General features: G+C 60.3%; 28 protein-coding genes and 1 tRNA gene. 18 read left to right on the top strand and 11 right to left on the bottom strand.

Annotated elements, in window-relative coordinates:
* Nucleotides 1-13: 13 nt before the first annotated feature.
* From purQ to purC, 3 genes are all read right to left on the bottom strand, one after another.
* Nucleotides 14-682, bottom strand: a complete 669-nt coding sequence (gene purQ / locus INHI_RS0109135) for a phosphoribosylformylglycinamidine synthase subunit PurQ (RefSeq protein WP_027247459.1) — start codon at nt 680-682, stop codon at nt 14-16.
* The gene (purS, locus tag INHI_RS0109140; protein ID WP_014874461.1) at nt 679-912 is read right to left on the bottom strand and encodes a phosphoribosylformylglycinamidine synthase subunit PurS; all 234 of its coding nucleotides are present in this window, start codon (nt 910-912) and stop codon (nt 679-681) included. The genes purQ and purS overlap by 4 nt, the downstream gene beginning before the upstream one ends.
* 103 nt (nt 913-1,015) lie before the next feature.
* Nucleotides 1,016-1,777, bottom strand: a complete 762-nt coding sequence (gene purC, locus INHI_RS0109145; protein ID WP_014874460.1) for a phosphoribosylaminoimidazolesuccinocarboxamide synthase — start codon at nt 1,775-1,777, stop codon at nt 1,016-1,018.
* A 338-nt stretch (nt 1,778-2,115) separates the two neighbouring features.
* Here purC and INHI_RS0109150 point away from each other — a divergent pair, with 338 nt between their 5' ends.
* The 3 genes from INHI_RS0109150 to bmt all read left to right on the top strand — a co-directional run bounded on the left by INHI_RS0109150 (nt 2,116) and on the right by bmt (nt 5,797).
* Nucleotides 2,116-2,433 carry a DUF1476 domain-containing protein gene (locus tag INHI_RS0109150; RefSeq protein WP_014874459.1) on the top strand — a complete coding sequence of 106 codons (318 nt, stop codon included), beginning with the start codon at nt 2,116-2,118 and terminating at the stop codon, nt 2,431-2,433.
* A gap of 114 nt (nt 2,434-2,547) precedes the next feature.
* On the top strand, nt 2,548-4,689 hold the full coding sequence (locus INHI_RS0109155) for a phosphatidylglycerol lysyltransferase domain-containing protein (RefSeq protein ID WP_027247460.1): 2,142 nt from the start codon (nt 2,548-2,550) through the stop codon (nt 4,687-4,689).
* Between the two features lie 91 nt (nt 4,690-4,780).
* The gene (gene bmt / locus INHI_RS0109160; protein ID WP_027247461.1) at nt 4,781-5,797 is read left to right on the top strand and encodes a betaine--homocysteine S-methyltransferase; all 1,017 of its coding nucleotides are present in this window, start codon (nt 4,781-4,783) and stop codon (nt 5,795-5,797) included.
* A gap of 73 nt (nt 5,798-5,870) precedes the next feature.
* Here the strand turns inward: bmt and INHI_RS0109165 are convergent, their stop codons facing one another.
* Nucleotides 5,871-6,977, bottom strand: coding sequence for a PA0069 family radical SAM protein (locus tag INHI_RS0109165; RefSeq protein ID WP_027247462.1), 1,107 nt, complete (start codon nt 6,975-6,977; stop codon nt 5,871-5,873).
* A gap of 221 nt (nt 6,978-7,198) precedes the next feature.
* Between INHI_RS0109165 and INHI_RS0109170 the strand changes: the two genes are divergently transcribed.
* A complete protein-coding gene (locus INHI_RS0109170; protein ID WP_014879825.1) occupies nt 7,199-7,900 on the top strand; it encodes a corrinoid protein in 702 nt (233 codons plus the stop codon).
* A 1-nt stretch (nt 7,901) separates the two neighbouring features.
* Nucleotides 7,902-8,624 carry a DUF1638 domain-containing protein gene (locus INHI_RS0109175; RefSeq protein WP_027247463.1) on the top strand — a complete coding sequence of 241 codons (723 nt, stop codon included), beginning with the start codon at nt 7,902-7,904 and terminating at the stop codon, nt 8,622-8,624.
* Between the two features lie 30 nt (nt 8,625-8,654).
* On the opposite strand, the gene INHI_RS0109180 is transcribed toward INHI_RS0109175, so the two are convergent.
* The gene (locus tag INHI_RS0109180; RefSeq protein WP_027247464.1) at nt 8,655-9,284 is read right to left on the bottom strand and encodes a glutathione S-transferase family protein; all 630 of its coding nucleotides are present in this window, start codon (nt 9,282-9,284) and stop codon (nt 8,655-8,657) included.
* A 94-nt stretch (nt 9,285-9,378) separates the two neighbouring features.
* On the opposite strand from INHI_RS0109180, the gene INHI_RS0109185 reads away from it, so the two are divergent.
* On the top strand, nt 9,379-10,089 hold the full coding sequence (locus INHI_RS0109185) for a helix-turn-helix transcriptional regulator (RefSeq protein WP_027247465.1): 711 nt from the start codon (nt 9,379-9,381) through the stop codon (nt 10,087-10,089).
* A 12-nt stretch (nt 10,090-10,101) separates the two neighbouring features.
* On the opposite strand, the gene INHI_RS0109190 is transcribed toward INHI_RS0109185, so the two are convergent.
* Complete coding sequence (locus INHI_RS0109190) at nt 10,102-10,515, bottom strand: SufE family protein (RefSeq protein ID WP_014874451.1); 414 nt, start codon at nt 10,513-10,515, stop codon at nt 10,102-10,104.
* A 136-nt stretch (nt 10,516-10,651) separates the two neighbouring features.
* Between INHI_RS0109190 and INHI_RS0109195 the strand changes: the two genes are divergently transcribed.
* Nucleotides 10,652-11,176: a hypothetical protein gene (locus INHI_RS0109195; protein WP_014879821.1), complete on the top strand. Its 525-nt coding sequence runs from the start codon at nt 10,652-10,654 to the stop codon at nt 11,174-11,176.
* A 132-nt stretch (nt 11,177-11,308) separates the two neighbouring features.
* On the opposite strand, the gene rnd is transcribed toward INHI_RS0109195, so the two are convergent.
* Complete coding sequence (gene rnd / locus INHI_RS0109200) at nt 11,309-12,466, bottom strand: ribonuclease D (protein WP_027247466.1); 1,158 nt, start codon at nt 12,464-12,466, stop codon at nt 11,309-11,311.
* A gap of 229 nt (nt 12,467-12,695) precedes the next feature.
* Between rnd and INHI_RS21065 the strand changes: the two genes are divergently transcribed.
* Nucleotides 12,696-12,881 (top strand): hypothetical protein, encoded by a 186-nt coding sequence (locus INHI_RS21065; RefSeq protein WP_155805586.1) that lies wholly within the window; start codon nt 12,696-12,698, stop codon nt 12,879-12,881.
* A 67-nt stretch (nt 12,882-12,948) separates the two neighbouring features.
* On the opposite strand, the gene purN is transcribed toward INHI_RS21065, so the two are convergent.
* The 3 genes from purN to INHI_RS0109215 all read right to left on the bottom strand — a co-directional run bounded on the left by purN (nt 12,949) and on the right by INHI_RS0109215 (nt 15,712).
* The gene (gene purN, locus INHI_RS0109205) at nt 12,949-13,545 is read right to left on the bottom strand and encodes a phosphoribosylglycinamide formyltransferase (RefSeq protein WP_014874448.1); all 597 of its coding nucleotides are present in this window, start codon (nt 13,543-13,545) and stop codon (nt 12,949-12,951) included.
* On the bottom strand, nt 13,542-14,588 hold the full coding sequence (purM, locus tag INHI_RS0109210) for a phosphoribosylformylglycinamidine cyclo-ligase (RefSeq protein WP_014879818.1): 1,047 nt from the start codon (nt 14,586-14,588) through the stop codon (nt 13,542-13,544). The genes purN and purM overlap by 4 nt, the downstream gene beginning before the upstream one ends.
* A gap of 137 nt (nt 14,589-14,725) precedes the next feature.
* On the bottom strand, nt 14,726-15,712 hold the full coding sequence (locus INHI_RS0109215; protein ID WP_027247467.1) for an MBL fold metallo-hydrolase: 987 nt from the start codon (nt 15,710-15,712) through the stop codon (nt 14,726-14,728).
* Between the two features lie 123 nt (nt 15,713-15,835).
* On the opposite strand from INHI_RS0109215, the gene INHI_RS0109220 reads away from it, so the two are divergent.
* The 9 genes from INHI_RS0109220 (at nt 15,836) to INHI_RS0109260 (ending at nt 24,583) form a co-directional block, all read left to right on the top strand.
* A complete protein-coding gene (locus INHI_RS0109220; RefSeq protein ID WP_027247468.1) occupies nt 15,836-16,795 on the top strand; it encodes a LysR family transcriptional regulator in 960 nt (319 codons plus the stop codon).
* 12 nt (nt 16,796-16,807) lie between these two features.
* Nucleotides 16,808-16,883 (top strand) — tRNA-Ile (locus tag INHI_RS0109225).
* Nucleotides 16,884-17,030: 147 nt separating this feature from the next.
* A complete protein-coding gene (locus INHI_RS0109230) occupies nt 17,031-18,062 on the top strand; it encodes a LacI family DNA-binding transcriptional regulator (RefSeq protein WP_027247469.1) in 1,032 nt (343 codons plus the stop codon).
* A 114-nt stretch (nt 18,063-18,176) separates the two neighbouring features.
* The gene (locus tag INHI_RS0109235; RefSeq protein WP_014879814.1) at nt 18,177-19,478 is read left to right on the top strand and encodes an ABC transporter substrate-binding protein; all 1,302 of its coding nucleotides are present in this window, start codon (nt 18,177-18,179) and stop codon (nt 19,476-19,478) included.
* 116 nt (nt 19,479-19,594) lie between these two features.
* Nucleotides 19,595-20,461, top strand: coding sequence for a carbohydrate ABC transporter permease (locus tag INHI_RS0109240; RefSeq protein ID WP_014874442.1), 867 nt, complete (start codon nt 19,595-19,597; stop codon nt 20,459-20,461).
* 9 nt (nt 20,462-20,470) lie between these two features.
* Entirely contained in the window at nt 20,471-21,301 is an 831-nt protein-coding gene (locus INHI_RS0109245) for a carbohydrate ABC transporter permease (RefSeq protein ID WP_014874441.1), read from the top strand.
* A gap of 11 nt (nt 21,302-21,312) precedes the next feature.
* Nucleotides 21,313-22,317, top strand: a complete 1,005-nt coding sequence (locus INHI_RS0109250; protein WP_014874440.1) for an ABC transporter ATP-binding protein — start codon at nt 21,313-21,315, stop codon at nt 22,315-22,317.
* A complete protein-coding gene (locus INHI_RS0109255) occupies nt 22,314-23,087 on the top strand; it encodes an L-iditol 2-dehydrogenase (RefSeq protein ID WP_027247470.1) in 774 nt (257 codons plus the stop codon). Before INHI_RS0109250 ends, INHI_RS0109255 begins: the two co-directional genes overlap by 4 nt.
* A gap of 29 nt (nt 23,088-23,116) precedes the next feature.
* Nucleotides 23,117-24,583 carry a mannitol dehydrogenase family protein gene (locus INHI_RS0109260; protein WP_027247471.1) on the top strand — a complete coding sequence of 489 codons (1,467 nt, stop codon included), beginning with the start codon at nt 23,117-23,119 and terminating at the stop codon, nt 24,581-24,583.
* Nucleotides 24,584-24,636: 53 nt separating this feature from the next.
* Here INHI_RS0109260 and INHI_RS0109265 read toward each other — a convergent pair whose 3' ends face one another.
* Nucleotides 24,637-25,908: a cytochrome-c peroxidase gene (locus tag INHI_RS0109265; protein WP_211233565.1), complete on the bottom strand. Its 1,272-nt coding sequence runs from the start codon at nt 25,906-25,908 to the stop codon at nt 24,637-24,639.
* 111 nt (nt 25,909-26,019) lie between these two features.
* Here INHI_RS0109265 and INHI_RS0109270 point away from each other — a divergent pair, with 111 nt between their 5' ends.
* Entirely contained in the window at nt 26,020-26,481 is a 462-nt protein-coding gene (locus INHI_RS0109270; protein ID WP_036767273.1) for a tetratricopeptide repeat protein, read from the top strand.
* Nucleotides 26,482-26,537: the final 56 nt, after the last annotated feature.

A 26,537-nucleotide genomic window follows, 5' to 3' on the forward strand; every position in this document is an offset into this window, starting at 1 on the left:
GCGGCTTAACAAGTCACGCCGCAGTGACAAGCCCAGCCAATGCGCGGAACACTGCCGCCCCATCGGTGCCGCCATGACCAGCATCCGCCGCCCGTTCGGGGTGTGGCATCATCCCCAGAACCCGACGATTTTCGGACAGGATGCCTGCGATATCGGCGACTGACCCGTTGGGATTGTCGACATAGCGGAACGCAACGCGATCCTGATCCTGCAGCGCAGCCACAGTCTCGGCATCAGCGTAGTAATTTCCGTCGTGATGCGCGATCGGAACGCCGATCACATCACCCGCACTATAGGCTTCGGTAAAGACACTGTCGGCGGTGGCGATTTCCAGATCCACGGTGCGACAGATGTATTTCAAACCGGCGTTACGTAGCAGCGCCCCCGGCAGGACACCGGTTTCGGTCAGAATCTGAAAGCCGTTGCACACGCCAATGGCATAGCCGCCACGGTTGGCATGATCGACAACCGCCTGACAGATCGGCGACTGGGCCGCGATGGCCCCGCAGCGCAGATAATCGCCATAGGAAAACCCACCCGGCACGCCAACGATATCGATGCCCTCAGGCAGCGCGCTATCCTTGTGCCAGACCATGGAAACCTCACAGCCCGCTTGCTCAAACGCCACCGCCAGATCGCGGTCACAGTTGGAGCCGGGGAAGACTACAACAGCCGCCTTCATCCCTGCATCTCGATGCTGTAGGATTCGATGACAGTGTTGGCCAGCAGTTTTTCGCACATCGCGGTGACATCGGCCTCGGTGGCATCATCGGCCAGATCGAGGTCGATCACCTTGCCCTGACGCACGCCGTCCACCTTGTCAAAGCCCATGGCGCCAAGCGCGTGGCGCACAGCCTCGCCTTGCGGATCCAGAACCCCGTTTTTCAGCATTACATGCACGCGTGCCTTCATCGCATTTTCCCTCAGGTTTCGATGGCAAAGCCCGGATTAGGGGCCTCTTCTTTAGATAGTCAAAATCCCGCCCCTCTTGTCAGGACGGGATCTATGGATCAGATCAGTTCACCAGCGTCGGCTTGCCGCCCGCGGGTGGGTTGTTCGGCATCACGCCCAGACGCCGCGCCACTTCGGTGTAGGCGTCGGTCAGGTTGCCAAGGTCGCGCCGGAAGACATCCTTGTCGAGCTTCTGACCGGTTTTGAGATCCCACAGGCGGCAGCTGTCTGGGCTGATCTCATCAGCGACCACAAGACGTTGGAAATCGCCATCATAGATGCGACCTATTTCGATCTTGAAGTCCACCAGCTTGATTCCGACGGCCAGCATCACACCGGACAGGAAGTCGTTCACCCGAAGTGCGAGGCTGAGGATATCATCCATATCCTGCTGACTGGCCCAGCCAAAGGCCGCGATATGCTCCTCAGTGACCAACGGATCGCCAAGCGCATCATCCTTGTAGCAATATTCCACAATCGGGCGCGGCAGTTGCGTGCCTTCTTCGATGCCAAGGCGTTTGGAGATCGACCCGGCGGCATAGTTGCGTACGATCACCTCCAGCGGAATGATCTCACAGCTGCGGACCAGCTGTTCGCGCATATTGAGCCGCTTCAGGAAATGGGTCGGCACGCCGATCTGCCCCAAGCCCTGCATAAAGAACTCACTCAGCAGGTTGTTGAGGACGCCCTTGCCTTCGATCACATCACGCTTTTCAGCATTGAAAGCGGTGGCGTCGTCCTTGAAGTACTGAACGATGGTGCCCGGTTCGGGACCTTCATAAAGTGTCTTCGCCTTGCCTTCGTAGATCTTTTTGCGACGTGCCATGCGGAGCCTTTCGGGAAAAAAGCGGGAATCTCATGCCCGGGAACTGCCGCCCTCATAAGGCAAGGGGGGCGCTGCCGCAAGCTTGGTCCCTGCCCGCCGCTCCTTGGCTGGGTCCGCGTCTGTGCTAAGCTGGAAATACCGAGGTAGAACCACGGTCAGTGCAAGGTCGGGCTAAGGTCTGGGCAATGGGCGGTAAACTATTGTGCCGACAGGATCCCACCTGCAGGCAAAGCGATCACAGCGACGGGCCGACAAACCCGCGTACAGCACTTGCGAGGTTGGCCCTGCGTTCACATATCATATTGAGATATAACCATTGTCACACCAGAGGGGGCCCCATGACCACATTCGACGACCGCGAGCACGCGTTTGAGGCAAAATATGCTCATGATGAGGAAATGCAGTTCAAGGCGCAGGCGCGCTGTAACAAGCTGCTGGGGCTTTGGGCGGCAGGTCTGATGGGCAAAACCGGCGCTGATGCCGAAGCCTATGCGCTGGAAGTCATCAAATCCGATTTTGAGGAAGCCGGGTTCGAAGATGTGCTGCGTAAGGTCAGCGGCGATCTGCAAGGGCGCGCCAGCGCGGATGAGGTGCGTGAAAAGCGAGCCGCCCTGCTGCCGGACGCCAAGGCGCAGGTCCTGAGCGACAACGGCTGATTTTGCGGCATCTTCACGGGTCGGCTGCCGAGATGCCGCAGCCATTAACCCTGTGACAATGCCTCGAGCGTAGGATCCGCAGACCGCGACAAGCTGTTTGCAACAAGGATCCGAATGCCCAGACGCCCGTCTTTTGCCGCCCGTGCCCTGACGCGGGCCGCCACGCGCGCCGCGCGTCTGCTGCTGCCCGTGGCGGTTATGCTCGGCTGTCTGGCGCTGTTGCAGACACATGTTACGCTGCCTGATCTGGCACAGCTGCGCAGTATTCTGGGCAGCCTTGCTGGCTGGCAATGGGCAGGTGCCCTCGTTGCCACGGGGGTCAGTTTCTGGGCGCTGGGGCGCTATGACAGCGTTGCGCATCGCCATCTTGGGACCGGACTGGACGGGCCTCAGGCCCGTCGCGCCGGCATTGTCGCCATCGCGGTTTCCCAGACCCTGGGATTTGGACTGATTACTGGTGCCTTCGCGCGCTGGCGCATGATGAAGGGGCTGCGGCCCTTGCGAGCCGCCCAGCTCACCGGCATGGTCGCCATCACGTTTCTGATAGCCCTGGCCGGGATCTGTGGCGCAGCCCTGCTGCTCAGCCCGCCGCCTGTCTCCAGCCCCTGGCTGGGCTCTGCCATCCTTCTGGGCACATGTGCGATGATCACAGTCATGGTGGGTGTGCCAGTGGTGCGGCTCGGTCGGATGACCCTGCGCTGGCCCTCGCTGACGGCCATTGCTGCGCTGGGGTTTTGGGCGATGATTGACGTGGTCGCCGCCGGCAGCGCCCTGTGGCTATTGCTGCCCGCGGGCGTCGACCTGTCGCTCGCGGTACTGCTGCCTGCCTATTTCCTGGCACTTGGCGTGGCTATCCTGTCCTCCGCCCCCGGCGGGGCCGGTGCGTTTGAGCTGGCGCTCTGTGCAATGCTGCCCACACATGCCACGGCGGAGATCATTGCTGCAATCCTTGCCTTCCGGCTGGTTTACTACCTTCTTCCGGCGGTGCTGGCCGGCCTGTGCCTGTGTTGGCCCGCGCTGACACGTCTGGCGCTGAACGCCACCAATACAGCCTCCCGCGCTGATGATCCGCAGGCGCTGAGTGGCAGTGCCATGCGACCGGCCTCACATCTGCCGCATAACCGACCCATCGCGGAAGCCGCCGTGATCCGGCAGAACGGCGGGCATATCCATGCCTTCGGCCTTAATCAGGTGGCGCTGGTGGACAGTCCCCAGGCCTCAATTGCGCTCTTTGGCGTGGTGAGCGGTCATTTGGCGGAGGTGCTGCCGGGGCTGCGCCAGCATGCCAGACTTCGCAACGCTGTGGCTTGCCTTTATAAATGCACCGCCCGCGATGCAGCCGTCTGCCGTCGTGCGCGCTGGCGGGTGCTGCGGATCGCACAAGAGGCAGTGCTGCACCCCGTAAAATTCAGCGAGAGCGGCTCCAGCCGCCGACAGCTCCGCCGCAAACTGCGGCAGGCCGAGAAAGCTGAGATCTGTGTCCTGCCCGCAGCGCCGGAATTGCCGATTGAACAGATGGCTCAGATCGACTCGGCTTGGCAGGCGGCGCATGGTGGGGCCAAGGGCACGACAATGGGGCGATTTCAGGCGGAATATCTGGCTCAACAGCAGGTTTTCATCGCCTGGCATCGGGAGCGCATGGTCGGATTTGTCAGCTTCCATGCCATCGCACATGAATGGTGCCTTGATCTGGTGCGCTTGCTGCCGGAGGCCCCGGATGGTACCGGCCATGCCCTGATCCGCGCCGCGATCGCCGAAGCCGCCGCGCTTCAGGTCCCGCGCCTGTCGCTGGCGGCCGTGCCCGACCACCGCTTCGCCAAACGTCTTGACCCTGGTTTGCGCCGTTTCAAAACCTGTTTCGCCCCAATGTGGGAAGACCGGTATGTCGCCGCACCCTCCATTCTGCATTTGACCATTGCCCTGGGAGAGCTGCTGCGGCTGGTGCATCACCCGGCGCCGCTGCCGCATTGGTCGACATCAGCAGAAAGCAGCCTTGCGGACGACAATCCAGCCACCGACGGGGCAAATTCCGCGTCACCGGGAAGCGTCACGCAGAGCGGTGCCAATTCAGTAAGCGTTACCGAGGAGAGCCTGTGGCGGACGTTTGAGCGGCGCGCCGCAGCGGCACGTAAACGACGCAGGGCCGCTACTGATCAGCGACAAGACGGAAGCGATGACGACAGGCCTCTGCATCACGGTGATCCGCCTCATAATGAAGATGAAGAAAATGAAATTGCCCTCACCCGCCGCGCATGACAGACCGGGCCATTACTGATCGCTGATCCGCCCCGCCGCAACAGGCAGGTCTTAGCGCAAACACAGAATATCACCCCCACAGGAACATCCCATGACAAACACTTTCACCACCCTGCTGGAGACCAAAGACGCCCTGCTTGCGGATGGGGCCACCGGCACCAACCTGTTCAACATGGGCCTCCAGTCCGGTGATGCGCCGGAGCTGTGGAATGTGGATGAACCCAAGAAAATCACCGCGCTCTATCAGGGGGCGGTCGATGCGGGCAGCGATCTGTTCCTGACCAATACCTTTGGCGGGACCGCCGCGCGGCTGAAGCTGCACGACGCCCACCGCCGGGTCCGGGAGCTGAACGTCGCGGGGGCCGAGTTGGGCCGCAACGTCGCGGATCGCTCTGAGCGCAAGATCGCCGTGGCCGGATCAGTCGGACCGACTGGCGAAATCATGCAGCCGGTGGGTGAACTGAGCCACGCGCTCGCCGTGGAAATGTTCCATGAGCAGGCCGAGGCGCTGAAAGAGGGCGGCGTCGACGTGTTGTGGCTGGAGACGATCTCCGCCCCGGAAGAGTACCGCGCCGCCGCTGAAGCGTTCAAACTGGCGGATATGCCCTGGTGCGGCACCATGAGTTTTGACACCGCCGGGCGCACCATGATGGGGGTCACCTCCGCCGATATGGCGCAGCTGGTCGAGGAGTTCGACCCAGCGCCTCTGGCCTTTGGTGCCAATTGCGGCACCGGGGCGTCCGACATTCTGCGCACGGTACTTGGGTTCGCCGCCCAGGGCACGACCCGCCCGATCATTTCCAAGGGCAATGCCGGGATCCCGAAATATGTCGATGGTCATATCCACTATGACGGCACGCCAACCCTGATGGGGGAATATGCAGCCATGGCAAGAGATTGCGGCGCCAAAATCATTGGTGGCTGCTGTGGCACCATGCCGGATCACCTGCGCGCCATGCGCGAGGCGCTGGATACCCGCCCCCGGGGCGAGCAGCCAACACTGGAGCGGATCGTTGAGGTGCTTGGTCCCTTCACCTCCGACAGTGACGGCACCGGTGAGGACACAGCCCCTGAGCGGCGCAGCCGTCGCGGTCGCCGTCGCGGCTGATCATGGACATAGCCCCAAGCCGAAGCGATGAGATCGTCGCTTCGGCCATAGAGCGGACTGCCAGCACCGCGTATCAGAACAGCGCGAGCTGATCCCCGGCCTGTGCCGGTTTTGCAAAGAGATCACAGCGCAAATCCGCTGACTTCTGCAGCAAACCCAGCCGCTTGCACGCTGTCTTGAACCGGTTGGCGATGACCTCCGCATATGGTCCTTCGCCGCGCATGCGGTGCCCCCAACGCGGGTCATAATCCCGCCCGCCGTGCATTTCGCGCAGCCGCGCCATCACCTTTTCGGCGCGCAGCGGCACATGTTCAGCCAGCCACTCCTGCCAGAGCGCCGACACCTCACGCGGCAGTCGCAACATGATCCAGCTGGCAGCATCCGCGCCCGCCTCAACGCCAGCCGCCAGCAACGCCTCCAGCTCATGATCGGTCAATCCGGGTACAATAGGCGAAGTCATGATCCGCACTGGCACATCAGCATCCGATAGGCGTCGAATGGTGGCGAGCCGCCGCGCGGGCGACGGCGCGCGTGGTTCCATCCGGCGTGACAGGTCGGGATCCAGCGTGGTGACTGAGATCCCGACCCGCACCAGCCCCCGCGCCGCCATGGCCGACAGAATATCCAGATCCCGCTCAATCAGCGTGCCTTTGGTGACGATGGCGACCGGATGGGAGAACTGATCCAGCACCTCCAGACAGGCGCGGGTCAGCCCGAGATCACGCTCGCAGGGCTGGTATGGATCGGTATTGGTCCCGATGGCGATGGGCGCCACCTTGTATCGCGGCTGCGACAGTTCGCGGCGCAACACCTCGGCCGCATTGGGGCGCGCGATCAGCCGGGTCTCAAAATCCAGCCCCGGTGACAGACCCAGATAGGCATGGCTGGGCCGGGCGAAACAATAAATGCAGCCATGTTCACAGCCACGATAGGTATTGATGGAACGGTCAAACGGCAGGTCAGGCGATTTATTGTAGGAAATCAACGACCGGGCCACCTCGTGGCGAATGTCGGTTTTTATCCGGGGCAGGTCAACGCCATCATGATCCGACACCGAATCCCGCAGGTCGCCCCAGCCGTCGTCGATGGCATCGCGTGTCATATCAAAACGCCCTGCCGCATTGCTGAGGCTGGCGCGCGCTTTGCGACGTTGTGGCGGGGACGGCAAAATCTCGGTCATGGCTCATTCTGCCGCAACCACAGGAACAAATAAAGAACAAACGCAAGAAACCGAAGATTTCCATGCGAAATCTTCATTATTATTCCGCTACTTTTGGACCTATACGTCGGTTCGGGCCAAGGCAATGTCGCAAACAATGCAGTCTCCTAGGGGCAATCTGGACCAATACAATTGAAACAAGGCCAAACCGGGGTCACCCCGCCCAGTCAAGGAATACACCCATGTCGGAAGACGCAGATGACATCATCCTGGCAGATCTCAATGACGAAGACCTCGTGCAGCAGATGTTCGATGACCTTTATGATGGCCTCAAGGAAGAAATCGAAGAAAGCGTAAACATCCTGCTGGAACGCGGCTGGGCACCGTATAAGGTCCTGACCGAAGCACTGGTCGGCGGCATGACAATCGTAGGCGCCGATTTCCGTGACGGCATTCTGTTTGTTCCGGAAGTTCTGTTGGCGGCCAACGCAATGAAGGGCGGCATGGCCATCCTGAAACCGCTGCTAGCAGAAACCGGCGCACCGCGCATGGGCTCCATGGTCATCGGCACCGTGAAAGGTGACATCCACGACATCGGCAAGAACCTTGTCTCCATGATGATGGAAGGCGCCGGTTTTGAGGTCGTCGACATCGGCATCAACAACCCCGTGGAAAATTATCTGGAAGCTCTGGAAGAGCATCAGCCGGATATCCTCGGCATGTCGGCCCTGCTGACAACCACGATGCCCTATATGAAGGTCGTGATCGACACGATGATCGAGCAGGGCAAACGAGATGATTACATCGTTCTGGTCGGCGGCGCGCCGCTGAACGAAGAGTTTGGCAAAGCAATCGGCGCCGACGGCTATTGCCGCGACGCCGCTGTGGCGGTGGAAATGGCCAAGGACTTCGTTGCGCGCAAGCACAACCAGATGAGCGCCTGATTTGGCACGCAAAGGACGCGCCGCCCGCCTGACTGAGCGGGCGGCGTTCCAACCGCCCACGGGGCGCTCGCTTGAGGAAACATCCCTCACCGAACGGGGTCTGGCTGCCCCGGAAAAAAAGACCGGCCGTATCCTGCTGATTGCCTGTGGCGCGCTGGCCCGTGAGATTCTGGCGATCAAGGACGTCAATGGGCTGGATCACATTGATCTGACCTGCCTGCCAGCCAAGCTGCATCTCTATCCTGAGCAGATCACCGAGGCCGTTGAGTGCGCGGTGGCCAAACATTCCGCAACCTATGACACCATCCATGTGGTTTATGCGGACTGCGGGACAGGTGGCATTCTGGAGCGCAAATGTGCCGAGCTCGGCGTTGAGATGGTCGCGGGCCCCCATTGCTATTCGTTTTTCGAAGGCAACGAGACCTTCGCCCGCCATGCTGATGAGGGCGAAATCACCGCCTTTTATCTTACCGATTTTCTGGTGAAGCAGTTCGATGCCTTTGTCTGGCGCCCGATGGGACTGGATAAGCACCCGGAGCTGCGCGACATGGTGTTCGGGAATTACACCAAACTGGTTTACCAGTCACAGATCAATGATCCTGCCCTGCTGACCAAGGCGCGAGACTGCGCCGACCGCATGGGGCTGGCGTTTGAGCATCGCCATACCGGCTATGGCGATCTGCAGAGCGCCATGTTGCGCTGGGGCGGCGGCGCACGGGACTGATCCCCGCGCGCGACCTGTCATTCATAGGGCTCAGGCGTCTTCCAACGTCTTCAGCGTGCTGAGCGCCTGTGCTTCAAACGCGCCGATCGCCTCACCGTCCAGACGACGGCCCACACGTTCCACCCAGGATTTGATGATTGCACTGTCGGGCATCAGATGCGGCGCCCACTGGAAAGGCGACGCCAACAGGATATCCGCGACACTGAGTGATGCACCAAGAAGGAAATCCCCTTCGCTCAGCGCAATTTCCAGCGCTGTACAGACCTCGCTCATGCCACGATAAGCTCCGGCAAGGGCCGGATGCTCCAATCCTGAAAACGCAGCCACCAGAACCGGATCCAGCACGCCGCCAGAATAGGCCATCCAGCTGAGGTAGGCGCCGCGGTCCGGGGCACCAATCGCCGGGCTCAGGGGCTGGCCAAACAGCTCATCCAGATACATCATGATCGCAGCACTTTCGCGGATGCCCTGCCCCTGATCTGTGACCAGATATGGCACCTTCCCCTCCGGGTGAGGGTTGCGTGGATCGGCACCGCCGCTGCCATCATGGCGCTGCACGTCGACGATTACGACATCTACTTCGTCCAGTTTTCCCATCAGCATCAGCTGGGCAATAACGCGAGAGGAGCGGCTATTGGGAGAGTGATAAAGGGTTGGCATATCAATGACCTTTCTACTTTTGAATTGCTGGTGGAGAGGATATGCCGCTACCCTCCTGCCAATTCCTGTCAGGATGTTGCGGGTATGAATCCTCATGTCAAAAACAGATCGCCTCTTCCGATTGCTCCACCTCATTCGAGGATTGCGCCCGCCTGTCACCGCCGCGCGGCTTGCCACGGCGATGGAGGTTTCGGAGCGGACTATCTACCGCGACATCGACAGCCTGCGCGCAGCCGGTGCGCGGATCGAGGGCGAGGCGGGTCTGGGGTATACAATGATCGAAGACCCTGCCCTGCCGCCGCAGACATTCACCCAGATTGAGCTGGAGGCCCTGACACTGGGGCTGGCGGATGTAAACCAGAGCGGCGATGCCGATCTGGCGCAGGCCGCCAATGATGCGCTGGTGAAGATCCTCGCCACGCTACCGGAACGCCAGCAACGACAGGCGATGCATGCAGTCAATCTGGTCCATCGCTTCTACAGGCCTGCGACGCCGACCATCGACATGACTCTGCTGCGCGAGGCGATGTGGGCGGAAGAGGCTCTGGACATCGGTTACCGTGACCTGAAGGATACCCGAACGGAGCGCCGCATCTACCCCCTGGCCCTGTCATACCACGACCGCAGCGTGATGCTGCTGGCCTGGTGCTGTAAACGGAAGGATTTCCGCAGCTTTCACGTCACACGGATCGACGGATACCGGAACACCGGCGAGAGTTTTCGCCCCCGCCGGGTGCCCCTGCTGCGCGAGTTCATAGGGCATATGCGGACAAGAGCCCGGGCCGCCGAGGTGGGGCCGGCCTGACATCAGGTTAGATCACGCAGCAGCCGCTGCCGCGGTTTCGCGAATGCGCTGTACCATGGCGGTCAGCCCGTTGGAGCGCTGCGCAGACAGGTGATCGTTGAGCCCCAACCGCGTCAGCTCTCCCCGCGCGTCCACCGCCAGCACCTCACCCACCGTCAGACCATTGTAGAGCGCGCGCAGGACCGCGATCAGGCCCCGCACAATCATAGCGTCACTCTCACCATCGAAGTGAAAGACGCCATTCTCAATGGTGGGATGCAGCCAGACCTGACTGGCACAGCCGTCCACCTTTGTTGCAGGCACCTTCAAGGCATCATCCAGCGGATCCATCGCCTTGCCCTGCTCGATGACATGGCGGTAGCGATCTTCCCAATCTTCGAGAAACTCGAAATCCTCGACGATCTCTTCAAAGGCGGCACTGGCCATGACGGTTTTTCCTCATTTGGTTTCTGCCCGGCGTCACAGCTGGACCTACGCCGCAAACAATGGCTTTTCAACTGCTTTTCAAGTGGCTTGCAATCGGGTAACCACATGCGAGGACATATCGAACGGGTGGACCATCATGCAAAGATCTCTCGCACTCCTTCTGGTGGGGGCCGTGGCACTGACTGGCTGCGGGTTTCGCGACTCGCGGGTAAACCCGTTGAACTGGTTTGGCGGCTCCGATGAGGTTGAAGTGGTTGAGACCACCGGTGAGCCGGTCAACCCGCTGATCCCGGTCCAGAACCGCGTCAGCGTCTTTGCCCGCCCCGATGCGGTCGACGAAACCGTGCTGGTGCAGAGCGTCACAGATATGCGGGTCGAACGTACGCCAACGGGCGCCATTGTCTACGCCACCGGCATTGCCGCACGTCAGGGCGCCTATGGGGTCGAGCTGCGTCTTGATGAGGCTGATCGCGACGCCCGCACCCGTGATGCGACACTCGATTTCACCTTCCGCGCTATTTACCCGGAAACCCGCACGGCCCTCGGCAGTGAGCGGACACGGACCTTGCGCGCGGCAGTGAGCCTCAGCCAGCAGCAGCTGGCCAGCGTGCGCAGCATTCGCATTGTTGCCGCCCAAAACGCCCGCGAAAGCCGTCGCTGATTGCGCTCATCCGCGCGGTTTTGACCGCAAAACCAAGTCCACTAACTGAATAGAAAAAGGCGCCGGATCCGGCGCCTTTTGTCATTTGTGCAATCTGGCGTTTTTGCAGCGCGGACACGGACCCGCCGTCAATCAGAGCGTGACAACCTTCACGTCCTGTCCCTTTGCCGCCAGAGCGATCTCACCATTGCACAGACGCAGCGCATCGGCGCCGAAGACCTCAAGACGCCAGCCTTTGAGCGCGGGAACATTCCGCTGACCCGCGGCAATCGCGTCCAGATCCGAACTGGGCGCAATCAGCTTCGCAGCGACGCCGGAGGCTTCCGTCTTGGCCTTCAACAGCACCCGCAGCAAATCGGCCAGCGCCGGGTTCACCTGCAGCTTTTCACGGCTACGATCCGGCTGCGGCTGCGATCCTGCCGGGCAATCCACGCCCCTGGCCACAGCCTGAAGGATCCCTTCGGCGATGGCGCCCTTGCGGGCTTCGCGTAGCAGCAGCCGCGAATTCCCGAGATCCGAAGCGTTCTTGGGCTTGGTCGAGGCCAGTTCAACCAGCGCATCATCCTTGAAGACCCGGTTGCGTGGCACATTGTTGGTCTTGGCGTAGGTTTCGCGGAACGCCGCCAATTCGCGCACAACGGCCAGAAACTTACCAGAGTTGGTGCGGGTTTTCACCCGCCGCCAGGCCTCCTGAGGGTCGACATCATAGGTCGCCGGATCCGTCAGCACCTGCAGCTCTTCCTCGACCCAACGGGCGCGACCGGTGCGCTTCAGCTCAGCGGCAAGATATTCATAGATCTGGCGCAGATGGGTCACGTCCGCCAGCGCATAGGTTTTCTGTGCGTCGCTCAGCGGGCGACGTGACCAGTCGGTGAAGCGTGACGTCTTGTCCAACCCCTGTTTGACGATCTTGCGCACCAAAGTCTCGTAGCCGACCTGTTCACCAAAGCCGCAGACCATGGCCGCAACCTGCGTGTCAAACAGCGGTTTCGGGAAGACCTGTGCATCAACCCAAAAAATCTCCAGATCCTGACGGGCGGCATGAAAGACCTTAACCACGGTCTCATTGCGAAACAGATCATATAGCGGTTCCAGCGACAGCCCGTCGACAAGAGGGTCCACCAGAACCGCGTTCTCATCCCCGGCCCCGGGATAGGCAAGCTGCACCAGGCATAGCTTGGAATAATATGTCCGTTCTCGCAGAAACTCGGTATCCACCGTGACATAATCATGCTGCGCCGCAGCTTCGCAAAAGGCCTGCAGGTCTTCGGTAGAGGTCAGAGTTTTCATCAATTACGGCTTTTTGGTTATCTGAATTGTTGCGCTGTGATACGCGCTTGTCCCGCTCATTGCAAACATGTGCGGGCGGTGTCAGAGGAAATCGGCTGCGCCGTGGTCCTCAGGGCGCAATGCTGTCGTATAATATCAATTTCCGTGAATATATTCAGGTCAAACATTCATTTTAAGAATGTCAAAGACAGCCCTAAGTTGGTGTCATAGCTTCACAGGAGACACTGACATGACCACGCTTGATCTCAGCCCAACGCTCTGCTCGCCCTCCGCAGGACGCGGAGTGGCGACACCCATTCTGGTCGCTGCTGTCCTGACTGTTCTGCTCGGCCTGCCCGCCCTAACGGCCCCCGGATCAAAGGCCCCGCTGACGGAGTGGCATGGCAATAGCGCAAGCTCACGCAGCACCCACTAAAGATCGCGACCTAGGGTATTTCTTGGAGGGATGGGCAGAAACGCGAAAGGGTTTCCCTCGCCGCACCTCAGGGCAGATAGACCGGTGTTTTATCGCCTGCCGCATATCGGCGCAGCACTGCGGGATAGAGTTTATGCTCTTCCACCAACACCTTAGCTGCTAGCGTTTCGGGGGTATCTCCGGCATCGACGTCGACCCGCGCCTGCCCCAGAATTGGTCCATCGTCGAGCACGGCCGTCACCTCGTGCACCGTGCAGCCATGCTGGCTGTCGCCCGCCTCCAGTGCCCGCGCGTGGGTGTGGAGACCCGTGTATTTCGGCAGCAGTGAGGGGTGGATGTTCAGCATCCGCCCCTGAAACTGCGACACAAACCCATCTGTCAGAACCCGCATAAACCCGGCGAGGCAAACGATATCCGCGCCAGCCTCAAGGATCGGCTTAACCAGTTCGGTCTCAAAGGCCGCGCGATCCTTGCCATAGGGTTTGTGGTCCACCACGGCGGTTGGAATGCCTGCGGCGGCAGCCTTTGTCAGGCCACCTGCGCTGGCGATGTTTGATAACACCAGACAGGGCCGCGCCGGGTGGTCACCCGTCATGCTTTCGACCAGCGACACCATATTGGAGCCGCCGCCCGAAATCAGGATCGCGACGCGCTTTTGGCTCACAGCAGCTTGCCCGAGTAGCGCATACCCGCACCAGCAGTCACGGTGCCCAGACGCGAGACTGTTTCGCCCTCGGCTTCCAGCACCTGAACCAGCTCATCTGCGCGCTCTGCAGAAACGGACAGGATCATGCCGATGCCGCAGTTGAAGGTCTTCAGCATTTCCGCCTCGGCGATACCGCCGGTTTCAGCCATCCATTTGAAGACGGGCGGCAGCTCCCAGGCGTTCAGATCGATGTCCGCGCCCAATTCCTCGGGCAGAACCCGCGGCAGGTTCTCGGTCAGACCGCCGCCAGTGATATGGGCCAGCGCATGCACGCCCCCAGCCCGCACGGCTGCAAGGCATTGTTTGACATAAAGACGGGTTGGCGTCAGCAGCGCCTCACCCAGGGTGCCCTCGCCGAACGGGCAATCTGCATCCCAGCCTAGGCCGGAGACCTCCACCAATTTGCGCACCAGCGAATAGCCGTTGGAGTGCACGCCATCAGAGGCGAGGCCCAGCAGCACGTCCCCTTCCTGCACATCTGCAGGCAGCGCGGTGCCACGCTCCATCGCGCCCACAGCAAAGCCCGCGAGGTCGAAATCCCCCTTGGGGTACATTCCCGGCATCTCAGCCGTCTCGCCGCCGATGAGGGCGCAGCCAGAGCGCACACAGCCCTCGGCAATGCCCTCGATGATGCGGGCGGCGGTTTCGGTTTCCAGTTTGCCAGTGGCGAAATAATCGAGGAAGAACAGCGGCTCAGCGCCCTGGCAGACCAGATCGTTAACACACATCGCAACCAGATCGATGCCCACGCCGTCCACGACGCCGGTGTCGATGGCAATGCGCAGCTTGGTACCGACGCCATCGGTAGCCCCCACCAGAATAGGGTCGCTGTAGCCTGCGTCCTTCAGATCGAACAGCGCGCCAAAGCCTCCAAGGCCACTCATCACACCAGAGCGGTTGGTCCGTTTCGCGGCGGGTTTGATGCGGTCCACCAAAGCGTTGCCTGCATCAATATCCACCCCCGCATCCGCGTAGGTCAAACCGTTCTTGCCGCTGGTCATCTCAGTGCTCCTTCAAAGACGTTGCGCAGCCTTTAGCGCAAGGCACGACAGAAAGAAACAAAGGAATCTGCCGCACCCCGGAGACCGGGATGCGACCGCTGGATCCGGGCGTGTTCAGAGCCCGGAATTCGACGCAATCACAGTGAGAACTGCCAGGGTGCCTGATCGAAGCCATAGGCATCGCCATCCCGCTCCACCCGGCCGAGACCGGGAAAATCAAGATGCATGCCGGTGACCAGCAGACCTTCACTGGCGGCACGGTCCAGCATCATGGTACGGCTCTTCACGGTCTGCTCCGGATCCATATCAAAGGCCAGCGTCCAATCGGGACGCGCAAATTGCAGCGCTGTGCTGTGGATCAGATCCCCCCAGATCAGCAGCGGAGCCGCGCCGGTCTCAAGCAGGAACCCACAGTGCCCCGGCGTATGGCCCGGCAGCGGCACGGAGCGCAGCCCGCTCATCACATCTGCTTCGCCCTCGAACATTTTCAGGCGATCCTGATAGAGCGCAACCGCCCCTCGTGCGATATCAAAGAAGCCGCGCGAGTCCTGCGGGACCCCCGCATAGACCGCGTCATTATGCCAGAAATCATACTCGCCCTGCCCTACGACAATCTCCGCATTGGGGAAACGCGCGGTACCATCGCTCTTGAGCAGGCCGCCGATATGATCCGGGTGCAGGTGAGTGACGACCACGCTGGTGATCTCTTCCGGTGTGCGGCCAGCCGCACGCAAGGCCGCCTCCAAACCGCCCAGGATCGGCCCGAAGAGATCGGCGGTGCCTGCATCGATCAGGGTCACAGCCTCGCCCTGCTCCACCAGATAGCCGTTCACCGGCAGTGACATCTGATCGTCCTTGATACGATAGAATGTTCCGTCCAGAACCGTGTCTGCCTCAGCCTGATCAAACCCGTTGATCTGGCTGGTGTTCAGCAGAAAATGCCCGTCCAGCAGCGCTGTCACCCGGGCCGAGCCGATCTGAAAACTGTGATAGGCCACCGGCAGGTCAGGCGTCGCACTTTCAGCCGCACTATGGCTGGCGGCCCGTAGCAGGGAAGGACTGGCGAGGGTTGCAACCGGGGCGGCGGCAAGGGCCCCAAGAAGATGTCTGCGAGAAAGCGTCATAAGAAACTCCGGTATCCAGTTCAGCAAATATAGCGTGATACAGAACCTAGCGCGTGAATGTCTCTGGCAACAGGCATGCACGCGCGATATGAGATATTAGCCGTGCTTATAAGGATCCTGACCATGGACCGTCTGACGCTTCTGGAAACCTTTGCCATTGCGCTGGACGAAGGCAGCATCAACCGCGCAGCGCAGCGCCGGGGGTTGACCCAATCAGCCGCCAGCCAGCAGATCAAATCGCTTGAAACGTTGCTGGGGCACGCGCTGATGCTGCGCACACCGCGTGGCGTGCGGGCCACCCGCGCCGGGGAGTTGGTCTATGCCCATGCGCAAAACCTTCTCGGTGGTTATGACCAGCTCACGGCTGAGCTGGACGCCCAGAGCGATCAGATCTCGGGACGGTTCAAGGTGAGCACAAGCCGATTCATGGCACAGGCCGTGCTGGGTCCGATGCTGATGGATCTCGACACGCCTTATCCGGATCTCAATATCGTGATGCGGATTGAGGACCGTCTGGTGGATGTGGTGCGCGAGAACTACGATCTCGCCATCCGTACGGGATCACTTGGCGATACGGATGGTGTCGGGCGCAAGATCGCGGAACTGGAGACGGTGCTGTTTGCAACGCCCGCCTATCTGGATCGGGTTGGCCGTCCCAGCTGCCCGCAGGATATGCAGCGGCTGAAGTATATTCAGCACCACGAAGACCACACGATGGGGTATTTTCCCCTGACCCGTGATGGCGCCGTGCATCAGGCCCCGATCCGGGTTGGTTTCACCGCCGATGATACGGATCTGATCATGCGCGCGGTCAGCAAGGGATCAGGCTATACCCGCGCCCCGCGACTGCTGGTCGAAGAGGCGCTGAGCGCAGGCGAGTTTGAGCAAATCCTGCCGGGCTACACCGCGCCGAACAAGGATATCTTTGCGGTCTACCCCTCGCGCCACGCGCTGGACCGGCGCCACGAAGTTGTGATTGATGGGTTTCTCGACCATCTGCGCTGCCGCACCGCCGCACAGACAAATGTCGACGCACCTGATCCGACACGATCACCGCTTGACCTCCTGCCCGCGATTTCCTAACCAACCTGTGGCGGGCCTGTAGCTCAACGGTTAGAGCAGAGCGCTCATAACGCTTTGGTTGCAGGTTCGAATCCTGCCGGGCCTACCATTTTCCGCCACCGACCTCAGACTGCCCGCATCACGCGTTGCGACTGTCAAATTTGACGCGCGTCAACTAACGTGACACAGTCCGCCTCCCATCTCCCCGCTCAAGGGACCGGTTTTCAGGCCGCCCGGACGACAAGGACAGCCCGCGATGAGTGATCCCAAAATCAGGAACATGGATGAATTTGCCTCGGTGAGCGGAATTTCCAGACCGACGCTATCCAAGTTCTTCAATGATCCGGACAGCGTGCGCAAATCGACCCGGGAGCGGATTGAAGAGGCGCTGGAAAAATTCGACTATCGCCCGAATCTTTATGCGATGAACCAGAACCGGCGGCTGACCAAGACCATCGGCATTGTGGTCCCGAACCTCACCGACCCGTTTTTTGCCAAGATCGCCCGACACATTGAGGATCACGTTATCGCGGCCGGCTACCGGCCTGTTTTACTGGGATCCAATGGCACCCCGGCGCAGGAGTTGGAGAACCTCAACAACCTGCGCCTGCTGAAACCAGCCGGCACGTTGCTGGCCCCGTTGGGTCGGGTCTCAGAAACGCCGCAGATCCGGGAATTCTGCAACGAGGTGCCAACAGTCCTGTTTGATGCCAATCTGGAAAACACCGGCGAGGCCTTCATCGGTTCCGACAATCAGCAAAGCGTCACTACCATCGTAGAGTATCTTTGTCGCACCGGTGACGCGCCGGTCTTCTTTGAGATGAAGACACCAACCAACCCCAATGCAGTCAAACGGCGCAACGCCTATATCTCATCTATGGAACGGCTCGGGCACCGGCCCGAACTGATCCAGGTCGATGGCGATGGCTGGGACTTCGAGGAGATTGGGTTTCGTGAAGGCACCCGATTGCTGTCGGGGCAACGGTCGGCAACAAATACGATCCTGTGCAGCAACGACCGCCTTGCGATCGGGCTGCTGTCAGCGGCCTATCAGCTTGGGCTGCGCGTCGGCCTTGGGGATGGGTGCGCGTTGCGGGTGGCCGGACACGATGATCATCCGTTTTCCCGTTATACCTGCCCGACCCTGACCACGGTCTCCCAGGATTACACCGCGATTGCCCGCACCAGCGCAGAGACCCTTGTCGCCCGAATCGAAGGCAATGCACTGGCTGATTCTCGCCAGGACATACTGTTCGACGGGCAATTGGTGATGCGCGGCTCAGCTTAAATCATTCTGGTCATGCGATTTTCTTGAAACTTTACGCGCGTTAATTTTAATTTGACGCGCGACGCCATACTCCGCTATCCTCTCATGGCAACATCCAATCATGGGAGGATAAGGATGTACCTTAAGAGCGCATTGCGTGCAGCAACGGCATTGACCGTATTTGCCAGCACCGCCGCCTTTGCCGACACGATCACCATCGCAACCGTGAACAACGGCGACATGATCCGAATGCAAGGGCTGACAGAGGATTTCACAGCCAAAACCGGCCATGAGGTGGAATGGGTCACCCTTGAAGAAAACGTGCTGCGCCAGCGCGTCACCACCGATATCTCGGCCAAGGGTGGTCAGTTCGACATCATGACCATCGGCATGTACGAAACCCCAATCTGGGGCAAGAATGGCTGGCTTGTGCCGCTAAACGATCTGCCTGCCGATTATGATGTAGACGATATTCTGCCCGCGATGCGCGGTGGCCTGTCGCATGATGGCACGCTCTTTGCGGCGCCATTCTATGGCGAAAGCTCCATGATCATGTATCGCACCGACCTGATGGAAAAGGCCGGTTTGGAGATGCCCGCAGCGCCGACGTGGGACTTTGTGGCCGATGCAGCCCGCCAGATGACCGACAAGGACAATGAAACCTACGGCATCTGCCTGCGCGGCAAGGCCGGTTGGGGCGAAAACGCAGCCTTCATCACCGCCATGTCCAATTCGTTTGGCGCGCGCTGGTTCGATGAAAACTGGGCGCCCCAGTTCGATAGTGAAGCCTGGTCGAACACGCTCAACTTCTACATCAACCTGTTGAATGATGCAGGTCCTCCGGGCGCGTCCAACAACGGGTTCAATGAAAACCTGTCGCTGTTCCAGCAGGGCAAATGCGGCATGTGGATCGACGCAACCGTTGCGGCATCGTTCGTGACCAACCCCAATGACTCCACCGTCGCGGACAAGGTCGGTTTTGCACTGGCACCTGACACCGGATTGGGCAAGCGCAGCAACTGGCTCTGGGCCTGGGCTCTCGCGATCCCTGCAGGCACCCAGAAAGAGGCCGCCGCAAAGGAGTTCATCCAGTGGGCCACCTCGAAAGACTACATTGAGCTTGTAGCCGAGAACGAAGGTTGGGCAAATGTTCCTCCGGGTGCGCGGATCTCGCTTTATGAGAACGCGAACTACAAGGATATCCCCTTCGCCAAAATGACACTGGAGAGCATTCTGTCGGCAGATCCGAACAACCCGACGGTTGATCCGGTGCCTTATGTCGGCATCCAGTTTGCGGCCATCCCGGAATTTGCGGGCATTGCAACACAGGTTGGCCAGGAGTTCTCTGCGGCACTCGCCGGACAGCAAACCGCTGAAGAGGCCCTCGCCAAAGCGCAGGCGCTGACTGCAGACGAAATGGAAGCGGCAGGTTACTGACGCCTCCTCCCTCCCAGAGGGTGGCCCGTTAATTCGGCTGCCCTCTGGCTCCTTCTCCCCGAACAAGCCAATATTTGTCACGACGGCTCAAGAACCGGCGACAATGGAGATTTGCCATGGCGACCCAACATTCCCGGTCGGCAGCACGCATCATGATGGCCCCCGCAGTGATCCTGCTTCTGGGTTGGATGCTGGTCCCGCTGACGATGACACTCTACTTTTCGTTCAAGAAATATCTGCCCCTACGTGGTGGCGACCTGGGCTGGGTGGGCTTTGACAATTATGCCCGCTTCCTGTCCTCCAGCGCCTTCTGGCCAAGTGTACAGGCAACGCTGGTCATCGTGGGTGGCGTCCTTGCCATTACCGTGATCCTCGGCGTGTTCCTTGCTTTGCTGCTTAATCAGCCGATGTGGGGACAGGGCATTGTCCGCATTCTGGTGATCGCGCCCTTTTTCGTCATGCCGACGGTGTCAGCGCTGGTCTGGAAGAATATGTTCATGGACCCTGTGAACGGTCTCTTTGCTCACCTGTGGAAGGCCTTCGGAGCGGAACCCGTTTCATGGCTCTCTGAGGCCTCGCTGCAGTCGATTATTCTCATCGTCAGCTGGCAGTGGCTGCCGTTTGCAACGTTGATCCTGCTGACTGCAATTCAGTCGCTGGACAGTGAACAGCTGGAGGCCGCTGAAATGGATGGCGCTCCGCCGGTGGCACGGTTCGGCTATATCACCCTGCCGCACCTGAGCCGGGCCATCACGGTTGTTGTGCTGATCCAGACGATTTTTCTGCTGTCCATCTTTGCCGAGATCTTTGTCACCACCCAAGGCTCGTTCGGGACCAAGACCCTCACCTACCTGATCTATCAACGTGTTTTGGAAAGTCAGAACGTCGGATTGGGATCCGCCGGTGGTGTCTACGCCATCATCCTCGCCAATATCGTTGCCATCTTCCTGATGCGCATCGTTGGCAAGAACCTCGACGCATAGGAGGCCACCATGGCACGAGCCGTTACACCAAGACGCAAAGCCATCAATACTGCGCTGGCCTGGGCTGTTGGGTTGCTGATCTTCTTTCCAATCCTCTGGACCATTCTCACCAGCTTCAAGACCGAGGCACAGGCCATCAGCGATCCGCCCGTCTTCCTGTTCTTTGACTGGACGCTGGAAAACTACAGCGTTGTGCAGGAACGCTCCGACTATATGCGGTTCCTGTGGAATTCGGTGATCATTGCCGGTGGCTCGACCATTCTTGGCATTATCATCGCAGTGCCGGCTGCTTGGTCGATGGCCTTTGTTCCGTCGAAACGCACCAAGGATATCCTGCTGTGGATGCTGTCAACCAAGATGCTGCCTGCGGTCGGCGTACTCTACCCGATCTATATCCTGTTCATCAAAATGGGACTGCTGGACAACCGCTTTGGTCTGGTTGTGGTGCTGATGCTGATCAACCTGCCGATCATTGTCTGGATGCTTTACACCTACTTCAAGGAAATCCCTGGAGAGATCCTTGAGGCGGCGCGAATGGATGGTGCCACCCTGAAAGAGGAGATCCTCTATGTGCTGACACCAATGGCCATTCCCGGCATCGCCTCGACCCTGCTGCTGAACATCATCCTGGCCTGGAACGAAGCCTTCTGGACGCTAAACCTGACCGCCGCCAAGGCCGCACCACTGACCGCGTTCATCGCCAGCTATTCCAGCCCCGAAGGCCTGTTCTACGCCAAGCTGTCAGCGGCTTCGACAATGGCCATCGCGCCGATCCTCATCCTTGGCTGGTTCAGCCAGAAACAACTTGTCAGCGGCCTGACCTTCGGCGCCGTGAAATAAGGAAGACACCCATGGGACAGATCAAACTTGAAAGCGTGACCAAGAATTTTGGCCCCGTTGAGGTCATCCCGCCGCTGGACTTGACCATTGAAGATGGCGAATTCACCGTCTTTGTCGGCCCGTCCGGTTGTGGCAAATCCACGCTGCTGCGCCTGATTGCGGGACTGGAGGATATCACCTCGGGCACCATCCGCATCGATGGCGAGGATGCAACCGACATCCCCCCGGCGAAACGCGGACTGGCGATGGTCTTTCAATCCTATGCGCTCTATCCGCATATGTCGGTGCGCAAGAACATCGCCTTTCCGATGAAGATGGCGGGCATCCCGGCGGATGAGCAGAAGCGCCGGATTGACAATGCTGCTGCGGCGCTGAACCTCACCGATTATCTGGATCGCCGCCCAGGCCAGCTGTCGGGCGGTCAACGTCAGCGCGTCGCTATTGGCCGTGCCATCGTGCGTGAACCGGCGGCGTTTCTGTTTGACGAACCGCTGTCCAATCTGGATGCCGCCCTGCGCGTTGGCATGCGGTTGGAAATCTCGGAGCTGCACAAACGACTTGCAACCACCATGATCTACGTGACCCATGATCAGGTTGAGGCGATGACCATGGCTGACAAGATCGTCGTCTTGCAGGCTGGCGTGATCGAACAGGTCGGCAGTCCGATGGAGCTGTATCGCGCGCCACGCAATGTATTTGTCGCGGGCTTTATCGGATCGCCGAAGATGAACCTTCTGACCGGCCCGCAGGCTGCGCAGCACAATGCAGCCACCATCGGCATCCGGCCCGAACATCTTAGCATCTCTGAAACGGAGGGGATGTGGGCGGGAACCATTGGTGTCTCTGAGCATCTGGGATCCGACACTTTTTTCCACGTGCAATGTGACGCCTTTGACGACCCACTTACAGTGCGGGCCAGCGGGGAGCTGGATCTGGGCTACGGCGCACGGGTGTTTCTAACACCTGACATGACGCATCTGCATCGTTTTGGTTCCGACGGGCTGCGGATCGAATGAAACGCCTAAACGGAAAACGCGCTCTGATCACGGGTGCCGCCCGTGGCATCGGGGCGGCCTTTGCCGAAGCCTATGCGAATGAGGGCGCGCGCGTGGTCATCGCCGATATTGATACTGCCCGTGCAGAGGCAACTGCCGCGCAAATCGGAGCGGCCGCGATTGCCGTCGAACTGGATGTCACGGATCAAGCCAGCATTGACCGCGCCCTCACCCGCGCCGTTGAAAGCTATGGTGGCCTCGACATTCTGATCAACAACGCCGCTGTATTCACGGCCGCGCCGCTGACCGAGGTGACCCGAGAGTCCTACCAACGCACCTTTGACATCAATGTTTCCGGTACGTTGTTCATGATGCAGGCTGCGGCACAACAGATGATCACCCAGGGCACCGGCGGCAAGATTATCAACATGGCCAGCCAGGCCGGCCGTCGGGGAGAGCCGCTGGTGTCCGTCTACTGCGCGACGAAGGCGGCGGTGATCAGCCTCACGCAATCTGCCGGGCTGAACCTGATCTCACATGGCATCAATGTGAACGCCATCGCCCCCGGTGTCGTCGACGGTGAACATTGGGACGGCGTCGATGCTTTTTTTGCCAAATATGAGGGCAAGGCCCCCGGCCAAAAAAAAGCCGAGGTGGCGCAATCTGTTCCCTACGGGCGAATGGGCACTGCAGCAGATCTGACCGGGATGGCCGTCTTTCTGGCCAGCGAGGACGCCGACTATGTTGTGGCTCAGACCTATAACGTCGATGGCGGCCAATGGATGAGCTGATGCGGGAACACAGGTGGGAGGCAGCAGCCATGAAACTCTCGAATGATACATTGAGCCAACTGCCACAGACGATTGGCCGGCCCAGTTATGACCGCGCCGAAATCAGCCCCGGCATCGTCCATATCGGGCTTGGCAATTTCCACCGCGCGCATCAGGCGTGGTATCTGCATGCCCTGATGCAGCGGGGCTTGGCGATGGATTGGGGTATTATCGGGGCCGGTGTGCGCGCTGCCGACGCAGGAATGCGGGATCGGCTGCTGGCACAGGACTGTCTGACAACACTGATCGAATTGGATCCGACCGGGCGTTCAGCCGAAGTGATCGGGCCGTTGATCGATTTCCTACCGGTCGAGGCTGACAATGCCAGCCTGATCCGTTGCATGGCAGGCAGCCCAATCCGTATCGTTTCGCTGACTGTGACCGAAGGTGGCTATTATCAGGACGCACAGCACAAGGGGCTGGATCTCAACCATGAGGATATCCGGCATGACATTGCCCGGCCCGATCGCCCACGCACCGTGTTTGGCGCCATTGTTGAAGCGCTGCGGCTGCGCCGGGGTCGTGGTCTGCCCGCCTTTACCGTGCAAAGCTGCGACAACCTCCAGGGCAACGGTCAGATCACCCGCACTGCAGTGGTGACGCTGGCGCAGCAGACCGATCCGGAGCTTGCCGCATGGATCGATCAAACCGGGGCCTTTCCAAATTCCATGGTGGATTGCATCGTGCCCGCCACCGGTCCGGCTGAGATTGCTCTGGCCCGGGGTTACGGGATTGAGGACACCGCCCCCGTGACACATGAGAATTACCGGCATTGGGTCATTGAGGATGAATTCTGCGCCGGGCGCCCTCCTTGGGATCTGGCCGGGGCCATCTTCACCGACGATGTTCACGGCTACGAAAGCATGAAGATCCGCGTGCTGAACGCAGGCCATCAGGTGCTGGCCAACGCGGGTGAACTGCTGTCGATCGCGACCATCGCCGACTGCATGAAAGATCCCTTGCTGGCGGCCTTCTTTCGCACGGTTCAGACGGCAGAAATTCTGCCCCATGTCATCGCAGTACCCGAGATGGCCCCGAAGGATTACCTCACCCTGATTGAGGCGCGCTTCTCCAACCCCGAAATCCGCGACACCACGCGGCGTGTGGCTTATGACGGCTCATCGCGCCATCCGGGGTTTGTAATGCCGATCCTGCGCGATGCCGTGCGGAGCAAGGGCGCAATTGACGGGCTTTGCCTTGTGGAGGCGCTCTGGGCGCAGATGTGTACCGGGCTGCGTGAGGATGCCAGCGAGATCGCGCCAAACGACCCCGATTGGGAAACCCGCAAATCCGCAGCGGAACGCGCGCAGAAAAACCCTGAGGTCTGGTTGCAGCAAAGCCAGATCTATGGGGATCTATCAGAGCAGCCGGGCGTGGTTGAGCGGTTTTCTTACTGGCTCTCCATGATCCGGTCACAGGGCTGCCGCGCTGCGCTTAGCGAGTATATTGGGCACTGACAGTCCGTTTGCGCCGACGAGCAACGCACGCGGAGTTACGGCTCATCCAATGTTCAGCGCTTTGCCCCATCAACGGGCAGGCCGCTGGGAACGGCGGAGGGGACAGACGATTGCTGTGCGCGTGCTTTTTCGCCGGTCAGCGCCGTGAGAAAGGCGACCAGCGCTGCGATATCCTGATCGCTGAGATCCTGGCGCAGATATATGTCGCGGGCTCGCGACTGTCGCGCCATCTCGAACCGGTCCTGCTGCACCACAAAATCTGTGGCGGCCAGCCAGGGCACATCTGGCAATTGCAGATCGTCAGGCGTCCACGCCGAACGGCTTGCGACTGGATCGAGATGGTGCCGGATCATCCGCTCCAGTGTCGGGAAAGCTCCGTTGTGGCCATAAGGGCCGGTCAGTTCCACATTGCGCAACATAGGCGTGCGGAACCGGTAGGCGTCTGCCAGATCATCGCTTTCGCCCATACGACCGACGTCCCGGGCATAAGGGTCAAAGCGGCGCGCGCGACCGGGGCCGAAGGCCGGCAGACCGAGGGCGTAGAAGTTCTGATCCGAAAACAGCGGCCCAGCATGGCACCCGCTGCATCCGGCAGAGCCAAAGAACAGGTCCGCCCCGGCTTTCTGTCGCGCGGTCAGGGCGGTGTCATTCCCCGCCAGATAGGCATCAAACGGGCTATCAACCGAGGTGAAATCCTGCACCATGAACTGGGCAAGCGCCTCGGCAATATCTGTGACTTCCACATCCTCCGGTACTGAGATGTGATCAAAGGCAGCAACGAACCCCACTCCATAGTCCGGAAGACTGCGGACGCGTTTGGCGATGATCGGCCAGGCCAGATCAATCCGGTCGCGGGTGGCCCCTATCACCTCGTTCTCGCCGACATTGCCTGCCATCTCGACGCTGGAAGTCATCGGGAATAAGGCCTGCGCAGCCAGCAGCGATTGCAGCCCCCCAAGCAACCATTCCTCGGCTGGGGTGTTGAAGCTATTGCCGTAAATGGGATCTGCACTGATCCGCCCATCATGCATCAGCACGCGAATGGACTTCGCCCCGAGGTTCCAAAGTGCTGGCGCATTGCGCGGCACACGTTTCTGCACCCGGCTTGCGCCGCGGCCGGACAGGCGCGCAGGTCCCAGCCCCTCAGCCCCCTCACCCAGCCCCAGCGACAGCCCGTCAGATGTACCATGACGCGGATGATGGCAGGTGCCGCAGCTGATATTTCTGTTCCCCGACAGGATCTTGTCATAAAATAGCAGTCGCCCCAGTTCCGCTTTTGCCGGGTCTATGGGAATAAAATCGCCGGGCCCCAGCGATGACGGCAACTGCGGTTCCTCTGCGACGACCGTCCCCGCACAAAGGCCAAGCGCCAACACGACACAGGAGAGCACATGCGCAAGAGATGGAAACCGATTCTGGTCGCGGTGGCGCTGTCCATGACCGGCCTGACGATAACTGCGCCTCTGCCAGCCTGGGCCGAAATCGAACAGGCCCGGGATCTGATGGAGGCCGGAGAGTTTGCGGCAGCGCGCGATGCGCTCTGGCCTGCGGCGCGATCCGGCAATGCCGATGCGGAAGAACTGATCGGGATTATGTACGCCATGGGGCTGGGTGTTGAGCAGGACGATGTCCGTGCGTTTGAGTGGTACCTGCGCAGCGCCATGAAAGGGCATCCGGGCGCCCAATCCGGAATTGGCTGGTACTATGAAATCGGTCGCGGAATGCCAGCCCCCGATCTGGTGCGCGCCTATATGTGGTACACGCTGTCGGCCATCGGCGGCGATCCCGATGCGGCCATCAGCCTGGAAGAAGTGGTCAAGAAGATGACCCCGGCAGAGATCGATAAGGCGCATGTTCTGGTCGAAGATTACAAGGTCTGGATGTACCCATTCCGGTGAGGGACCGGCAGGCGGCGCAAGGTGACCCCGCGCCGCCCGGTATTTTCTCAAGACGG

Source organism: Phaeobacter inhibens DSM 16374 (assembly GCF_000473105.1).
In the GTDB taxonomy this organism is placed as follows: Bacteria; Pseudomonadota; Alphaproteobacteria; order Rhodobacterales; family Rhodobacteraceae; genus Phaeobacter; species Phaeobacter inhibens.

Excerpts from the sequence above, each read along its gene's own strand:
- INHI_RS0109230 (WP_027247469.1), top strand. The coding sequence starts at position 17,031 with ATGAGTGATCCCAAAATCAGGAACATGGATGAATTTGCCTCGGTGAGC.
- INHI_RS0109165 (WP_027247462.1), bottom strand. The coding sequence starts at position 6,977 with ATGACCGAGATTTTGCCGTCCCCGCCACAACGTCGCAAAGCGCGCGCC.
- INHI_RS0109190 (WP_014874451.1), bottom strand. The coding sequence starts at position 10,515 with ATGGCCAGTGCCGCCTTTGAAGAGATCGTCGAGGATTTCGAGTTTCTC.
- INHI_RS0109180 (WP_027247464.1), bottom strand. The coding sequence starts at position 9,284 with ATGCCAACCCTTTATCACTCTCCCAATAGCCGCTCCTCTCGCGTTATT.
- bmt (WP_027247461.1), top strand. The coding sequence starts at position 4,781 with ATGACAAACACTTTCACCACCCTGCTGGAGACCAAAGACGCCCTGCTT.
- purS (WP_014874461.1), bottom strand. The coding sequence starts at position 912 with ATGAAGGCACGCGTGCATGTAATGCTGAAAAACGGGGTTCTGGATCCG.
- INHI_RS0109195 (WP_014879821.1), top strand. The coding sequence starts at position 10,652 with ATGCAAAGATCTCTCGCACTCCTTCTGGTGGGGGCCGTGGCACTGACT.
- INHI_RS0109270 (WP_036767273.1), top strand. The coding sequence starts at position 26,020 with ATGACCGGCCTGACGATAACTGCGCCTCTGCCAGCCTGGGCCGAAATC.
- INHI_RS0109170 (WP_014879825.1), top strand. The coding sequence starts at position 7,199 with ATGTCGGAAGACGCAGATGACATCATCCTGGCAGATCTCAATGACGAA.
- INHI_RS0109155 (WP_027247460.1), top strand. The coding sequence starts at position 2,548 with ATGCCCAGACGCCCGTCTTTTGCCGCCCGTGCCCTGACGCGGGCCGCC.
- INHI_RS0109185 (WP_027247465.1), top strand. The coding sequence starts at position 9,379 with ATGTCAAAAACAGATCGCCTCTTCCGATTGCTCCACCTCATTCGAGGA.
- INHI_RS0109220 (WP_027247468.1), top strand. The coding sequence starts at position 15,836 with ATGGACCGTCTGACGCTTCTGGAAACCTTTGCCATTGCGCTGGACGAA.
- INHI_RS0109255 (WP_027247470.1), top strand. The coding sequence starts at position 22,314 with ATGAAACGCCTAAACGGAAAACGCGCTCTGATCACGGGTGCCGCCCGT.
- INHI_RS0109245 (WP_014874441.1), top strand. The coding sequence starts at position 20,471 with ATGGCACGAGCCGTTACACCAAGACGCAAAGCCATCAATACTGCGCTG.
- INHI_RS0109240 (WP_014874442.1), top strand. The coding sequence starts at position 19,595 with ATGGCGACCCAACATTCCCGGTCGGCAGCACGCATCATGATGGCCCCC.
- INHI_RS0109260 (WP_027247471.1), top strand. The coding sequence starts at position 23,117 with ATGAAACTCTCGAATGATACATTGAGCCAACTGCCACAGACGATTGGC.
- INHI_RS0109235 (WP_014879814.1), top strand. The coding sequence starts at position 18,177 with ATGTACCTTAAGAGCGCATTGCGTGCAGCAACGGCATTGACCGTATTT.
- purC (WP_014874460.1), bottom strand. The coding sequence starts at position 1,777 with ATGGCACGTCGCAAAAAGATCTACGAAGGCAAGGCGAAGACACTTTAT.
- INHI_RS0109250 (WP_014874440.1), top strand. The coding sequence starts at position 21,313 with ATGGGACAGATCAAACTTGAAAGCGTGACCAAGAATTTTGGCCCCGTT.
- purM (WP_014879818.1), bottom strand. The coding sequence starts at position 14,588 with ATGACCAGCGGCAAGAACGGTTTGACCTACGCGGATGCGGGGGTGGAT.
- INHI_RS21065 (WP_155805586.1), top strand. The coding sequence starts at position 12,696 with ATGACCACGCTTGATCTCAGCCCAACGCTCTGCTCGCCCTCCGCAGGA.
- INHI_RS0109215 (WP_027247467.1), bottom strand. The coding sequence starts at position 15,712 with ATGACGCTTTCTCGCAGACATCTTCTTGGGGCCCTTGCCGCCGCCCCG.
- purQ (WP_027247459.1), bottom strand. The coding sequence starts at position 682 with ATGAAGGCGGCTGTTGTAGTCTTCCCCGGCTCCAACTGTGACCGCGAT.
- INHI_RS0109150 (WP_014874459.1), top strand. The coding sequence starts at position 2,116 with ATGACCACATTCGACGACCGCGAGCACGCGTTTGAGGCAAAATATGCT.
- rnd (WP_027247466.1), bottom strand. The coding sequence starts at position 12,466 with ATGAAAACTCTGACCTCTACCGAAGACCTGCAGGCCTTTTGCGAAGCT.